Genomic DNA, 14,711 nt, shown 5'->3' with positions numbered 1-14,711 from the left:
ACTATGGAACATAATATAGCAGTTGGATTAGATATTGGAACCACAAAAATTGTGGCCATGATTGGTCGTAAAAACGATTACGGAAAACTAGAAATTTTAGGTATTGGCCGATCTAAAAGTCTAGGAGTTCATCGTGGTGTGGTAAGTAATATTACACAAACTATTCAATCTATTCAGCAAGCCGTGCAAGAAGCAGAAGCCTCTGCTGGAACAAAAATAGAAGGAGTAACGGTAGGAATTGCAGGTCAGCATATACGAAGTTTACAACATAGCGATTATATAACCAGACCAAATTCTGAGACGGTAATTGATGAAACCGATATCGATAAACTAATCAATCAGGTTCATAAATTGGTGATGCTTCCTGGAGAAGAGATTATTCATGTGTTACCGCAAGAGTATAAAATTGATGGGCAGGCAGAAATTAAGGAACCGATTGGTATGCATGGCGGACGATTGGAAGCTAATTTTCATGTGGTTGTAGGTCAGGTTTCTTCTATTAGAAACATTGGGCGTTGTATAAAAAGTGCCGATTTAGAGTTAGAACGATTAACCTTAGAGCCTTTAGCGTCGGCTAACGCAGTGCTAAGTCAAGAGGAAAAAGAGGCAGGTGTTGCCCTAATCGATATAGGAGGGGGAACAACAGATTTGGCTGTTTTTAAAGATGGTATAATTCGTCATACAGCGGTTATCCCTTTTGGAGGAAACGTTATTACCGAAGACATAAAAGAAGGTTGTTCGATTATTGAAAAACAAGCCGAACTTTTAAAAATAAAATTTGGTTCTGCTTGGCCTGGAGAAAATAAAGACAACGAAATTGTTTCTATTCCTGGATTAAGAGGTAGAGAGCCTAAAGAAATTACACTGAAGAATTTATCGAAAATTATTCATGCGCGTGTAGTTGAAATCGTTGAACAGGTGTTTTTAGAAATTAAAAATTACGGTCACGAAGAACAGAAAAAGAAATTAATAGCAGGTATTGTACTAACAGGAGGAGGTGCGCAATTAAAGCATTTAAAGCAGTTGGTAGAATATATTACCGGGATGGACACCCGTATAGGGTATCCTAACGAGCATTTAGCAGGCGATAGTAATGAAGATATTACGAGTCCGTTATACGCTACAAGTGTCGGTTTAGTTTTAGACGGATTAAAACATCAAGAACGCAAAAAGCGGGATGCTAGAATAGAAGAAATTGAAGAAGAAGAAATTCAAAGTGCCACTCCAATTTCAGAAGAAATTATTGAAGAAAAAGAGGAGTTAAAAGAAATTCCTCGAGAAGAAAGGAAGGAGCGCCGAAATTTTTTGGACAAGTTTACGGACAAGATCAAAGATTTTTTGGACAACGCCGAATAGGAAAAAAGTTAAATAAATTATTAAAATATTTAGTGTTCAAAATAAAGAGCATAAATAAAAGTTAAGATTAAAACCCAGTAAAAAAGAATTTATGAGCAGCAACAAAGAATTCGCAAGTATCTCATTTGATTTACCAAAAAACCAATCAAATGTCATTAAGGTTATTGGAGTTGGTGGTGGTGGTAGCAACGCCATCAATCACATGTTTCAGCAAGGTATTAAAGGAGTAGATTTTGTAATCTGTAATACAGATGCGCAAGCACTTCAAAACAGTGGTGTTCCTAATAAAATACAGTTAGGATTAGATTTAACAGAAGGTTTAGGAGCCGGAGCTAACCCAGAAATTGGAGAACAATCTGCAGTAGAGAGTTACGACGATCTTAAGCGTATGTTAGACACTAACACAAAAATGATTTTTATAACTGCCGGTATGGGTGGTGGTACAGGTACTGGGGCCGCACCAATCATAGCTAAAATGGCTAAAGACTTAGACGTTTTAACCGTAGGTATTGTTACTATGCCATTTCAGTTTGAAGGTAAAATGCGTAACGAACAAGCGCAAAAAGGAATCGAAAAATTACGTAACGTTGTCGATTCTTTAATTGTAATTAATAACAACAAACTTCGCGAAGTTTATGGAAATCTTGGTTTTAAGGCCGGATTCTCTAAGGCCGACGAAGTGTTATCCACAGCTGCTCGTGGTATAGCCGAGGTTATTACACACCACTATACACAAAACATCGATTTACGTGATGCCAAAACGGTATTAAGTAATAGTGGATCTGCTATCATGGGGTCTTCGGTAGCATCTGGGCAAAATCGTGCAAAAGACGCGATTATGAAAGCCTTAGATTCACCATTATTAAACGATAATAAAATTTCGGGAGCCAAAAACGTGTTGTTGCTAATTGTTTCTGGTGAACAAGAAATTACTATTGATGAGATAGGAGAAATCAACGATCATATTCAAAGTGAAGCTGGTCATGGCGCTAACATTATTATGGGGGTTGGCGAAGATGAATCGTTAGAAGAGTCTATTGCGGTTACCATAATTGCAACTGGTTTTAATTTAGAACAACAAGATGAGATTTCTAATACAGAAGCTAAAAAGGTTGTTCATGCATTAGAAGACGAGCAAAACTCAGAAAAACAAGAAACTAACAAGGTAGATCGTGAGCCAGCGATTATTACACCAAATATTGAGTTAAAAGCTGAAAAAGCACCAGAGGTAATTAAACATACTCTAGATATAAATGATTTAGAAGATTTTGATGCACCTATTAAAAAGGAAACTCCAAAGCCTACTAACGATATGGATTTGGTGCCAACATCGGAGGCGATTAAAATATAAATGTCAATTTTGAAAATCTTTCAGAATTTGATGTTGATGTAAATGATTTTGTCTTTACCGAAGTTAAAAAAGTAGAAGAGCCATCAGAAATTATTGAGGAGGAAGAAAAGCAAATCACGCTTACTTTCGATATGCCTTTACAAAAAGATCATGCTACAGATGCTCCTGAGGAAGCTAAAACTGTAATTAAACATACTTTGGATGATGCAGACGATATAAAAAACACACCTGTAAACGAGTATGTAGAATTAATAAACGTAACAGAATCTTCTGAAAAAGGAGAAGTAAGATATGTGCTTGATGACTATGAAGAGCAAGAAAAAAAGGTGGTAGTAAAGCAAGAGAAGAAGATTGTTCAAGATGAGACTTTAGATAATTTCAATCAGGAGGTAAGTTTTATAAAAAAAGACCCCCCTGTAGAACCTGAAAAAGTTGCTCCAAAAGCACCATCAGAACCAATCGATCCTATGAATACACCAATTTCTGAAATGCTAAAAGAGCGTGCAGAAGAGCGTCGTAGAAAGATGAAGGATTTTAACTATAAATTCAATACGTCAAAAATTGATGAAATAGAAAAAATACCGGCATACAAGCGTCAAGGTGTGAATTTAGACGAAACACAACATTCATCAGAAAATAATATGTCGGGAACAAGTCTAGGAGTAGACGACAATAATGACATACAGCTAAGAAGTAATAATTCGTTTTTACACGACAATGTGGACTAGATTAATAGCAAATTTTAGTTAATTTTTTAGCTTTTTTAACCCAGAAACTCTTAGAGATTTCTGGGTTTTTATTTTTATCTTCGCAACAAATTACAATTATGGGTTTACAACAAAATATCATGACAGCTATGAAAACTGCCATGAAAGCAAAAGACCAAACGGCTTTAGCTGCGTTAAGAGCGGTAAAGTCTGAATTATTATTAGCACAAACAGAAACAGGTTCTAAGGAAGAGATTTCTGAAGAGCAAGAAATAAAAATATTATCTAAATTAGTTAAGCAACGTAAGGATAGTGCTGCTATTTATACAGAACAAAATCGTGCCGATTTGGCTGAGCCAGAATTAGCTCAGGCCGAGGTGATAAGTCAGTTTTTACCAGAACAACTTAGTGATGAAGATATAGAAAAAGTAGTATTACAAACCATTTCAGAAACGGGAGCCCAAGGCATGAAAGATATGGGGAAAGTAATGGGAATCGTTAGCGCTCAATTAGCAGGAAAAGCAGATGGTAAAACCATTTCGAATATTGTTAAAGCAAAGTTGGCTTAGTTGTTTTTAGATATTAGAGTTGGAAAATAGTATGTTCTAACAACTAACAACTAACAATAAATAAATGGCTGCGTAGTTCAACTGGATAGAATATCAGATTTCGGCTCTGAGGGTTGGGGGTTCGAATCCCTTCGCGGTCACAATAAAAGCGTAATTAACTTAATTTTGTTAATTGCGCTTTATTTGTAATATAACCACATATTTGGTTCAATAAAAACGCTATTATAAAATATATATCATGATAAAACAGATCCAATATCTTTTAACCTTCGTAGTAGTTTTTACATGGCAAATGACTCTAGCACAAACTGAAAATACAACATTGTCGGTTTCCGATTTTGCTAAAATGATAACTGAGCACCCAGAAATTCCGCTTATCGATGTGCGAACGCCTTCAGAATATGATAGCGGACATATAGCCAATGCTAAAAATGTAGATTGGAAGGCCGATAGTTTTCAAAACGAAACAGCAAGGTTAGATAAAACAGAAGCGATTTTGGTGTATTGTTTAAGTGGTGCACGAAGTGCAAAAGCAGCCTCTCAGATGCGTTTAGATGGATTTACTAAGGTTTATGAACTAGATGGCGGATTAATGAAATGGCGCAGTAAAAACTTACCTGAAATGACGCCTAGTAATTCTAGCGAAGGCATGACAAAGCAGGAGTTTGACAAGCTATTGGAACCTGATAAATTAGTTTTAGTCGATTTCTATGCCGATTGGTGTGCGCCATGTAAAAAGATGGAACCTTATTTAAAGGAAATTTCGTTAGATATGAAAACTACGGTAGAGGTTGTGCGTATCGATGTCGATAAAAATAAGGCATTATGTAAAATTTTGGGAGTTGATGCATTACCCGTTCTACAACTTTATAAGAATAAGAATCTAGTGTGGAGTAATTTTGGTTTTATAGAAAAAGCAGATGTAGTAAGTCAATTAGAACAACATTGATTTAATTATAACGTGGTTATAATTTAGATTTTATAAATTCAGTAATGCGCTCTTTATCGTTCAAAACATCTTTTCTGTAATTTTTGTTTTTAATAAAGAACCAAGTACGATGTAACAAGAGTTTAGACAAATCGAAATAGGCAAGAGATTTATAATGTAGGCTTTTAGCCCGACGATTGGAGCTTATAAACCTATAGGTATTTAGTTTTAAGCGTTCTCTAATCGTTTTTTTAAGGGAAGGAAATTCCTTAAAATATAATGTGCCCAAGTTAATATTATCTCTAACATAGACATTTTTTGTAATAGAAGCTAAATCTGAAGTGTTCAATCTAGGGAGTAAGACCAAGGTGTCAAAATAATTTTTCAGTCCAATAAAATTATAATAAGACCCTTTATCGTTTATTTGAAAGTTGAGAATATTGTGCAACACTAAATGTTTTACACTTGCTATTGGTATATTATCGGTGCCAACAAATTGTTTATCTGCTAAAACATCACGAGGTTCAAAATCTTTCTGATCTTTATCTAGAAGTTTGAAATGAATTTCTACTGCTCCAATATGTGCTTTAGATGCTAACCGGTATAAGTGTTTGTCTTCAAAATACTTTGGATTTATAGTAGGTGTCGATGCATAGGTATAACCTTTGCTTAAGAGTAAATCGAAGGCTTTCTGGCTTTGGTTTTTAGGAACTAAAACATCGATGTCGCCAATCATACGTTCTGTGTTGTCTTTGTAATAATTAGAGGCTATCATAGCAGTTCCTTTTAAAAAAACGTGTTCTATTTGTTCTAAACTAAACCACTTGCTAATGAGTTTAACTTCTTCTAAAAGTGTGTTGTTTCGGTCGGTATTTAAATCGGAAATGTATTGTAAATAATTTTTAAGCTCCTCTGGGAGTAAGTTTAAAAGGTCTTTACTTTTAAGTCTAGAATATATTGCCGGTAGTATAAGGTAACTGCTTGCTACTTTAACGATGTTATCCCAGTCTATAGTTTTGTTTTCAATCTGGAGTTTTAATTGTTCTCTATTGTTTTCAAAACTTAATATAGACGCAATATGATGTAAGGTATTTTGAAACGCTTTCATAAATTTAGACTATGCCTTGTTAAATATAGTCGAAAATATATCAATAGCCTCTTGGTTGTTGCTGTAAGTTAATTTATAGAATGTTACTGTAGAAATCCATTCTAAAAATGCTTTCGCATTTTCTGGATGAGGAGAAATCCAAGAATCGGGGATTAGAATTTCTAGGGCTTCTGTTGCCGGACAAGGTTCTAGAATTGTTTCAGAATTTTTCTTGTATTTCACGAGTACAATCGTTTTGCAAGGCAGATTGGTTTTTATCGGACGTTTTGTAGGCACGTATTTTATAGTACCTTTATATTTGTAAAGATGATTCTCCTTGAGTTTGTCAAAATTTGGAACGATTTGTTCTAAAGCATTAAATGCACCCTGTTTAACCGAGATGCCTGCAGGGTAGTAGTAGGTGTTTAAATCGTCTCGTAATATGGGCGTAGTGTCATCTGCAACAAGATCTAGGCCACTATTGGCGAGTAAGCTTGTTAATGTGCTTTTACCACTTCCAGAGGTGCCAATAATCATGACTGCTTCTTTGGTATTTGAAACTGTAGAAGCATGAAACATACCTATCCAATCATGTTCTTTTTTGTTGTAAAGGGCACAAATTAATTCCATGGCAAATTTTCCTTGTAAAAAATGGAAACCCGCTTTAGGAAATGATTTAACAAACCTTTCGTCTCGGTATAATTTTATTGCACGGTCATCTTCATAAATATCGAATTCGTGTAAATGTACATTAGAATCTGAGATTTCTAAATGTACTAATTGAGGATGAATGTAATTAAGGAGTAATTCAGATTGAAAATAAACCTTTACAGTTTGATCTAAAATGGAATAATAGCGTGACATATGTCGTTGAGTATTTGTAAACCCGACTAAATCTTCGATTACTTCATGCTCTAAGGTCTTGTTTTGATCTTTAATAAATTGATCTAAATCATCAAAAATAGGTTCTGCCTCTTCGGTTGAGTTAGATAATTTTTGACTTATTCGTTTTATGCATTGGTTTTTGCTTTCAGAATTAAAATAAATCTGAATTAAATGAAATAATCCGTTAGCGACTACCGTATATTGATTCGATGTCTCGAACCAAAGTATGATAGACTCACTAACGGATTGAGTATATTTAGGAACTAAATTATTGTTCAATAAACCTTAGTTATGTTTATTTTTTTCGTGTCCGTAGCCGTGTCCATTTCCATTTCCTCTACCATATCCATTCCCGTTAGACCTAGAACTGCTTGGAGTTGCTTCTTCTGTAGGAGTGATTTCTAAAGTTTGTTCTGATGCAGCACTATTTCCTGGATTTAGAGGATTACTTTTGTCCTGTGCTCGTAATGGGCTTAAAACAGCAAATGTACCTACTGCCGTTAATGCAGCGTATTTACCCATTTTTTTAATAGCCTCTTTACGAGTTATATCTTTATTTTCAATTTCTTTTTTCATAAGTACAAATATAAACTAAGTTTGTGTAAATAAATTGTTATTTTAAAATAACACGTTTTGATAAATTGTTTCCTTTTACATTTTCAATTTTAACAATGTATATCCCACTACTATAATTTGCAGTGTTAACGGTAAATTCATTAACTGTATTGTTTAATATTCTATTTGTTAAAGAACGTCCTTGAATGTCAAATATTGTAATTTTTGAGTCTTTTTCTAAAAGGCCCTTTATCTTAATGGATTGATTTCCAGTTATAAATTTCAAGTTTTCTAATTGATTTTCTTTGTCTAAAGATAACCTATCGTCTTTCGAAACATGTATATAGAATCTCCCGGTTCCTGTTAATCTAGAATCTGTAGTAAATGTATAGGCTTTTTCGTTTAATAAGGTCCACGTATTGTTTTTAGTATCCTCTAGATATACTAATACATCATCTGTTAATGTAGTTTCTTTAATATCTATAATTAATTGTTGCCCTTGTGGAGCTATAACACCTAGAGCTACCTTAACACCTTCCTCATTCAAGGATGAATTAGGTAAGCTTTGAATCCCCAATTTATAAGTAGGGTTACTTTCCACTAGCTGTGTAAATAGGGTGTAACCGGACGAGTTGTTTCCGAAAATAGTAGCATCGTAACCTTCGTCTAGACTTAATGTTACAATGTCGTCGAGGAAGTAAACTTCGCTGGTATGACGTAATTTGTCAATGGTCGAAAGAGATAATTTGAAATGTGTTTTATTATAATTATTAGCTCTTTGTGGTATAAAATCATCTCCACCGGTGGAGCGTCTCATGGTACGTGTGAAATACATTTCGCCAGAATAGTTCTCTCCTACACCAACATAAAAACCTTGTCCCGGAGCTATAAGATAATCCGAAGTTAAATTGTGAATATCCCAACCATCTGAAGCATCTCCATCATAACCATATACGGCATATTTTCCAGGAAAAAACTTATTTCTAGTTTCATAAATCGGGTTGTTTTCCGTTCCAACATTATATTCTCCTTTTTCATTGGCGGCTAAAAAATCTTGAACACTTAAATAAGAAGGGTATGGGTTTCCAATTAAGTTCCATTGGGAATAGTCTTGAGCCAAATTGTGATATACTGGGGCATTAATGTTTTGAGTATTTACTACACCTGTAAAAGTAAATGTTCCGTTATCTGTAGATGCGGTTCTGTATCCTACTGCAGCAGCAAGAGCCCTGTTACCTTCAGCACTTGAACTTGTTCCCCAATTGTCGTACGATTCTCCGTTACCAGATTTAGAAAAAGGACCAAATTTTTTAATAGTAGTGTTCGTTATATCTGCCGAAGCTAAATTGGGGTTTGCTGCAGCAAAAGAACCAAAAGTTTGTCCTGTAACCGGGGCAGAAATAAGATCGTTCTGTCCGTCTATATTTACATGTCTTTTATAACTCGCATTACCTTCTATTGTGCCATTAACAACCAAGGATCCGTAATTCATACTTGTTGATTCTATAACTAAGTTATTGATTGTTTCAATATTATTTACTGTTAACGAACCTGTAGGTTTAATTGTAGTTCCAGCCCCTACTTCCGTGTACACATTTTTTAATATCACATTTGAGTTAACCTCATAATTACCTGAAAGAATTAAAGCATCGTGTGCACCTGTGGTGTTATCAGGTTCAGAAGGAGCATTAGGGTAGCTAGATGGTTTTGTCCAAGAAGTGCCTGTATAAACATAACCAGGATAATTATTGGTGGTAGAAGTGATGTAAAAGTTGTCAAACCCAATCATAAATTTATTGATATCAGTTGAGGTTGTAACATTAGTATAGTCTATAGTTATAAACAGCGAAACACTGTTATAGTTCTTGTTATCTGGTACTATAATGTGGGATCCTCCTGTAGTTGAACTTTGGTCTTTAATTAATGATTCTGTAGTATATGCGAAGGGATTGTCAAAATCTTCATCTCCGTATGCTTCATAATTTACAGTTGGTTTTGCTGTTTCACTCTGGGCAGAAAACTCCCAAGTAAAAGTCATTTCAACACCAGAATGGCCAGAGATATCAACATCTTGTAACCAAAAAGTAAATACTTTATTTTGGTTTGGAGGGGTGTTAAAAGTTTTAGCATTTAAAGCTAAAAAATTGTTGCCATCAATACTTCCTAAAGTATAGGTGTTACCATCGGCTTGAACTGTTAACTGATCCATCACCCCCCACTGTATAGCAGAATTTGTTTTGAAACTAGGGTTTGGTTCGTTTGGTAACCAATTATTATTGGAGCCGTCGAAACTTTGTTTATATAAAGTTTGTGTTACTTGCCCATAACTTATAAAAGTAAACGTTATACAAAATAGTAATAATAAGTAAATTTTCTTCATAGTAAAATTATTTTAGATTCATAGCAATCTACTAAAGTAAGTCATTGATATTTAATTTATACAATAGTTTAGATGGTGCAAATATAATTAAATTTAGAAAGCTAGTGTTATTATATAATTAAACCTTAATATTTTTTGGATGAATGGTTGGTAAGTAGGGATGAAAAGCTAGGCTAAAAGAGAAAAATGGTGGCTCGTCGTGAAATTATATGAAGTTGTCTAAATGTGTTTAGAATGTGGTGTTAGTCAGTGTTTTATATTTAAATTTATATGCGATAAATTTTATATTGTTCGCTTTTCTAATTCTCATTTTATGATCAAATTAACTTTCTTAATTCAGGAATTTAACATGCCTAGCAAAATAATTTTAGGGGTGTTTCTGTTTTTTTTACTTGTAATTATGGTATATTATACTTTTAAGATGATGGAAATGGTGTATGTTATCTTATTTAAGAAGCCCATTTTTGTACATTTTTATATGTCCTTAAAAAAAATGAATATGGAAGACAGGCAGTTGCTAAAAGATAATTTTACTTTTTATAAAAACTTGTCCTTAAAACAGCAATTGTATTTCGATCATAGAGTGTTGTCTTTTGTAAAAGATAAAGATTTTATTGGTCGGGAAAATTTAATGGTAACCCACGATATGAAACTTTTAATATCTGCAAATGCTGTTATTTTAACGTTCGGGTTTCGGGATTTTTTTATAGGGCTAATCGATAAAATATTTATTTATCCCGATAAATTTTACTCTACTTCAAACGCTTCTTATCATAAGGGGGAAATGAATCCGCGGATGAAAGCTTTGGTGATATCTTGGGCTGATTTTAAACATGGCTTAGAGGTTACAAATGATAATATAAACCTAGGTATACATGAGTTTACACATGCTATACATATGAATAGTATGAAGGAAGGTGATGTGAGTTCTACTATATTCAATGATAGTTTTAACGAGTTAACAAGTTTGTTGGGTAGAGACGAAAGTTTGCGTCAGAAACTTTTAAGTTCTCGGTTTTTTAGAGAGTATGCCTTTTTAAATCAATTTGAGTTCTTAGCAGTAATTATGGAACATTTTATAGAAAACCCTACCGAATTTAGAGGGCAATTCCCTCAGATATATGCTAAAACAAAACAAATGTTAAACTTTAATTTTGAAGGATACTAAAAAATTAATTCGTTTAACTTTTTATACAGTGCAATCTAGTTAGTAATTAAATAAATTATGGTATAACTCTATAAATAGTTGTGTTATTATAATCTATTTATGGCATTTATTGTCATATTATTAATTTTAATACACTAAATCGTTTTCGTGAAAAAATCTTAAGTTTTTTCTTGTGCTTAGTAAATTAAAAAGAGTAATTTTGTTACTCGTTTTATTAATCAGAATGTTAGAGTCTTTAATTACCTCAAAAACCAGAATACGTATCCTCGTAAAGTTGTTTATAAACGCTAATAATAGCGGTTATTTACGTGGTTTGGCTATGGAGTTTAATGAATCTACAAATGCTGTCCGTAAAGAATTAAATCAATTATCTTCTGCAGGTTATCTCGGGAAAGGGAAAGAGCAAAATAAAGTAACTTACAAAGCAAATACCGAACACCCATTATTTAAACCATTGCAAAATATGGTGAGAAAGTATGTGGGGCTAGATAATATTGTTCAAACCGTACTGAATCGAATGGGGAATGTGTCTCGTGTGATTGTGGTTGGGGATTATGCAGAGGGGATAGATACCGGTGTAATTGATGTTGTAGTGGAAGGAGAGGATTTAAATACTGTTTATATAAAACAAATGGCTTCTAAATTAGAAACTGAAATACAGCGCAAAGTAAATTTTACATTTACAGATGATTTTTGCGAAAAGAAAGGTTTTGTTATTTACGATGATGCAATAGAAAAGTCTAAGTAGATGGTGGAGGCGAAATGGTATGTTGTTTATACAAAGGCAAGAAATGAAAAAAAGGTTGAAGAAAAACTAACGCGATTAGGAATAGAAGCTTATTGTCCTGTTAAAACTGAAATCCGTATTTGGAGTGATCGAAGGAAAAAAGTGAAAACGCCTTTATTACCCTCTATGGTATTAGTTAAACTAGTGAATTCGGAGCGTAACAGAGTTTTTGATGTGGCAGGTGTAGTGAGATATATGTTTTGGGATGGGCAACCTGTAGAGGTGAAAGAAAGAGAGGTTTTAGTATTGAAGGAGGTTGAAAAGGATGAAAAGTTATCTTTAAATGAAATAGCGTCGTTACAACCAGGAGCAAAAATTGAAATGACCGATTTTGGATTTGAAGATCAACTTGGAGAAATAAAACAAGTGTCTGGGAATCAATGTTGGGTAATTTTAAAGAATTTAGGATTTGTAGTCAAACTACAAATGCAGTGATAAAATGTATTTGAAATAATATGTTGGTGCGGCAATAAATGGGATGCACCACGGCGAAGCCATTCATATAGCTTAGGGAAAATCGAACTATTTCAACTAGTTTTTTTAAATTTAATAATGAACTATCAATTAATAAGTAATAAATTTTAATACCTGATTTTGTGGAAAAAGCAACTAAAAACACCATTGCTGTTATCGGTTTAGGCTATGTAGGCTTACCCTTAGCGGTCGAATTTGCGAAAAAATATAATACAATTGGTTTTGATATAAATACAAAACGTGTAGCGGAATTAAATAAAGGGGAAGATCATACTTTGGAAGTGAGTTCTGAAAATTTGCAAAAAGTGCTTCATGAAGCCAAAGAAATGGAATCTAATGAAATTGGATTATTACCAACTTCTGATGTGGCAAATCTTTCTACGGCAAACATATTTATTGTTACTGTGCCAACACCCACAGATAAAAATAACCGTCCGGTATTAACACCCTTGGTGAAAGCTTCAGAAACGGTTGGTAAAGTATTGAAAAAAGGAGATATTGTTATTTATGAATCAACAGTATATCCGGGAGTTACAGAGGATGAGTGTGTACCTGTATTGGAAGCGGTTAGTGGATTAAAATTTAATGTTGATTTTTTTGCGGGGTATTCTCCAGAGCGTATCAATCCGGGAGACAAAGAACATACCGTAGCTAAAATTCTAAAAGTAACATCGGGTTCAACACCAGAGATTGCAGAAGTTGTCGATCAATTATATAAATCAGTTATTACGGCAGGAACATTTAAAGCAACTTCGATTAAAGTTGCAGAATCTGCTAAGGTAATAGAAAACAGTCAGCGTGATATTAATATTGCGTTTGTAAATGAATTATCTAAAATTTTCAACTTATTAGATATTAATACCCACGATGTGCTAGAGGCGGCTGGTACTAAATGGAATTTTCTTCCATTTAAACCTGGACTTGTAGGTGGACATTGTATTGGTGTAGATCCTTATTATTTGGCTCAGAAAGCACAAGAAGTAGGGTATCACCCAGAAATAATTCTCGCAGGGCGTCGCTTAAACGATAGTATGGGTGATTACGTGTCAAAAGAAATCGTTAAAGAAATGATTGGACAAGGACAACGTGTAAAAGGGGCTAAATCTTTATTACTTGGAATTACATTTAAAGAAAATTGTCCGGATATTCGAAATACTAGAGCTATCGATATTTATCATGGTTTGAAGGATTTTCATATGGATGTTGATATTTACGATCCATGGGCAAATCAAGAGGAAGTTAAACATGAATTTGGTGTAGACTTAATTTCAAATATAGAAGGTAATACGTATGATAGTATTATACTAGCAGTTGCTCATAAAGAATTTCTAGATTTAGATATTGAAAAATTCAAGGCTGAAAACGGAATTGTTTACGATGTAAAAGGAATACTTCCTAAAGATATAGTAACTAAACGATTATAGAATAATATTTTTAAATTAAGATAGATGATAAAGGAATTGCAGATGCCGAGCTTACAAAACTCAACCATTTTGGTGACAGGAGGTGCGGGTTTTATTGGTTCAAACTTAATAGAAGTATTATTAGAAAATAAAGCCAGTGTTGTTTGTCTCGATAATTTCTCAACGGGACATAGGCATAATATTGAAGCTTATTTAGAACATAAACAATTCACTTTAATTGAAGGTGATATACGTGATTTAGAAACTTGCCATAAAGCTTGTTCTGGTGTAGATTTTGTTTTGCATCAAGCAGCTTTAGGGTCTGTGCCAAGATCTATAGAGGATCCTATTACATCTAACGATGTAAATGTTAGTGGCTTCTTAAATATGTTAGTTGCGGCACGCGATGCCAAAGTAAAGCGATTTGTATATGCAGCGAGTAGTTCAACTTATGGCGACTCAGAAGGCCTGCCAAAAGTAGAACACGTAATAGGTAAACCATTGTCTCCTTATGCCATTACAAAATATGTAAACGAATTGTATGCTGATATTTTTAATAAAACCTATGGTTTGAATACAATAGGCTTACGTTATTTTAATGTATTTGGACGACGACAAGATCCAAATGGAGCGTATGCCGCAGTTATTCCTTTATTTGTAAAACAGTTTATGAAACATGAAAGTCCTATTATTAACGGTGATGGATCATATTCAAGAGATTTCACCTATATAGATAACGTGCTTCAAATGAATTTACGGGCTATTACTACTACAAATGAATCTGCTTTAAATGAGGTGTATAATACTGCTGTAGGAGATAGAACGACATTATTAGAATTAACTCAATATTTAAAAACATATTTAGCCGATTTAGATGCTGAAATAGCTCATGTAGAAATCAAACACGGACCAAATCGCATTGGGGATATACCACATTCCTTAGCGAGTATCGAGAAAGCAAAAGAAAAATTAGAATATCAACCTACTCATGCTATTGAGGAAGGTATTAAAGAGGCAGTCTCTTGGTATTGGAATAATTTATAGAAAGAATTAAAAGTAAA

Annotated in this window: 12 protein-coding genes, 1 tRNA gene and 1 pseudogene; 10 read left to right on the top strand and 4 right to left on the bottom strand. The window is 33.8% G+C overall.

The annotated features are described in order from the left end of the window. The first annotated feature begins 3 nt into the window (after positions 1-3). The 5 genes and pseudogenes from ftsA (at position 4) to A9D35_RS08340 (ending at position 4,932) form a co-directional block, all read left to right on the top strand. Positions 4-1,356, top strand: coding sequence for a cell division protein FtsA (ftsA, locus tag A9D35_RS08360; protein ID WP_066221536.1), 1,353 nt, complete (start codon positions 4-6; stop codon positions 1,354-1,356). A 91-nt stretch (positions 1,357-1,447) separates the two neighbouring features. Next, positions 1,448-3,435, top strand: a pseudogene (gene ftsZ, locus A9D35_RS08355) (cell division protein FtsZ). A gap of 98 nt (positions 3,436-3,533) precedes the next feature. Continuing rightward, a complete protein-coding gene (locus A9D35_RS08350) occupies positions 3,534-3,983 on the top strand; it encodes a GatB/YqeY domain-containing protein (RefSeq protein ID WP_066221533.1) in 450 nt (149 codons plus the stop codon). A gap of 66 nt (positions 3,984-4,049) precedes the next feature. Continuing rightward, positions 4,050-4,123, top strand: a tRNA-Arg gene (locus tag A9D35_RS08345). Between the two features lie 98 nt (positions 4,124-4,221). Continuing rightward, a complete protein-coding gene (locus A9D35_RS08340) occupies positions 4,222-4,932 on the top strand; it encodes a thioredoxin domain-containing protein (RefSeq protein ID WP_083191660.1) in 711 nt (236 codons plus the stop codon). 16 nt (positions 4,933-4,948) lie between these two features. On the opposite strand, the gene A9D35_RS08335 is transcribed toward A9D35_RS08340, so the two are convergent. The 4 genes from A9D35_RS08335 to A9D35_RS08320 are packed head-to-tail and all read right to left on the bottom strand — an operon-like array spanning position 4,949 to position 9,818. Next, entirely contained in the window at positions 4,949-6,019 is a 1,071-nt protein-coding gene (locus tag A9D35_RS08335; RefSeq protein WP_066221530.1) for a nucleotidyltransferase family protein, read from the bottom strand. A 9-nt stretch (positions 6,020-6,028) separates the two neighbouring features. Further along, complete coding sequence (locus tag A9D35_RS08330) at positions 6,029-7,162, bottom strand: hypothetical protein (protein WP_066221527.1); 1,134 nt, start codon at positions 7,160-7,162, stop codon at positions 6,029-6,031. Positions 7,163-7,168: 6 nt separating this feature from the next. Further along, positions 7,169-7,459 (bottom strand): hypothetical protein, encoded by a 291-nt coding sequence (locus tag A9D35_RS08325; protein WP_066221524.1) that lies wholly within the window; start codon positions 7,457-7,459, stop codon positions 7,169-7,171. A gap of 37 nt (positions 7,460-7,496) precedes the next feature. After that, a complete protein-coding gene (locus A9D35_RS08320; protein WP_066221521.1) occupies positions 7,497-9,818 on the bottom strand; it encodes a DUF8693 domain-containing protein in 2,322 nt (773 codons plus the stop codon). A gap of 313 nt (positions 9,819-10,131) precedes the next feature. Between A9D35_RS08320 and A9D35_RS08315 the strand changes: the two genes are divergently transcribed. The 5 genes from A9D35_RS08315 to A9D35_RS08295 all read left to right on the top strand — a co-directional run bounded on the left by A9D35_RS08315 (position 10,132) and on the right by A9D35_RS08295 (position 14,694). Further along, complete coding sequence (locus tag A9D35_RS08315; protein WP_066221519.1) at positions 10,132-10,986, top strand: zinc-dependent peptidase; 855 nt, start codon at positions 10,132-10,134, stop codon at positions 10,984-10,986. A 223-nt stretch (positions 10,987-11,209) separates the two neighbouring features. Then, positions 11,210-11,734, top strand: a complete 525-nt coding sequence (locus A9D35_RS08310) for a transcriptional regulator (RefSeq protein ID WP_066221515.1) — start codon at positions 11,210-11,212, stop codon at positions 11,732-11,734. Next, positions 11,735-12,208 carry a UpxY family transcription antiterminator gene (locus A9D35_RS08305; RefSeq protein WP_066221511.1) on the top strand — a complete coding sequence of 158 codons (474 nt, stop codon included), beginning with the start codon at positions 11,735-11,737 and terminating at the stop codon, positions 12,206-12,208. Positions 12,209-12,369: 161 nt separating this feature from the next. After that, entirely contained in the window at positions 12,370-13,671 is a 1,302-nt protein-coding gene (locus A9D35_RS08300; protein WP_066221506.1) for a nucleotide sugar dehydrogenase, read from the top strand. A 24-nt stretch (positions 13,672-13,695) separates the two neighbouring features. After that, positions 13,696-14,694 (top strand): SDR family oxidoreductase, encoded by a 999-nt coding sequence (locus tag A9D35_RS08295; RefSeq protein ID WP_083191659.1) that lies wholly within the window; start codon positions 13,696-13,698, stop codon positions 14,692-14,694. The last annotated feature ends 17 nt before the right edge of the window (positions 14,695-14,711 follow it).

The organism is Formosa haliotis, from assembly GCF_001685485.1.
Lineage (GTDB): Bacteria > Bacteroidota > Bacteroidia > Flavobacteriales > Flavobacteriaceae > Formosa > Formosa haliotis.
This window is presented reverse-complemented; position numbering and strand designations above follow the sequence as displayed.

Coding starts and splice junctions, on each gene's coding strand:
- A9D35_RS08340 (WP_083191660.1), top strand. CDS start 4,222: ATGATAAAACAGATCCAATATCTTTTAACCTTCGTAGTAGTTTTTACA.
- A9D35_RS08350 (WP_066221533.1), top strand. CDS start 3,534: ATGGGTTTACAACAAAATATCATGACAGCTATGAAAACTGCCATGAAA.
- A9D35_RS08310 (WP_066221515.1), top strand. CDS start 11,210: ATGTTAGAGTCTTTAATTACCTCAAAAACCAGAATACGTATCCTCGTA.
- A9D35_RS08320 (WP_066221521.1), bottom strand. CDS start 9,818: ATGAAGAAAATTTACTTATTATTACTATTTTGTATAACGTTTACTTTT.
- A9D35_RS08315 (WP_066221519.1), top strand. CDS start 10,132: ATGATCAAATTAACTTTCTTAATTCAGGAATTTAACATGCCTAGCAAA.
- A9D35_RS08305 (WP_066221511.1), top strand. CDS start 11,735: ATGGTGGAGGCGAAATGGTATGTTGTTTATACAAAGGCAAGAAATGAA.
- A9D35_RS08325 (WP_066221524.1), bottom strand. CDS start 7,459: ATGAAAAAAGAAATTGAAAATAAAGATATAACTCGTAAAGAGGCTATT.
- A9D35_RS08295 (WP_083191659.1), top strand. CDS start 13,696: ATGATAAAGGAATTGCAGATGCCGAGCTTACAAAACTCAACCATTTTG.
- A9D35_RS08335 (WP_066221530.1), bottom strand. CDS start 6,019: ATGAAAGCGTTTCAAAATACCTTACATCATATTGCGTCTATATTAAGT.
- ftsA (WP_066221536.1), top strand. CDS start 4: ATGGAACATAATATAGCAGTTGGATTAGATATTGGAACCACAAAAATT.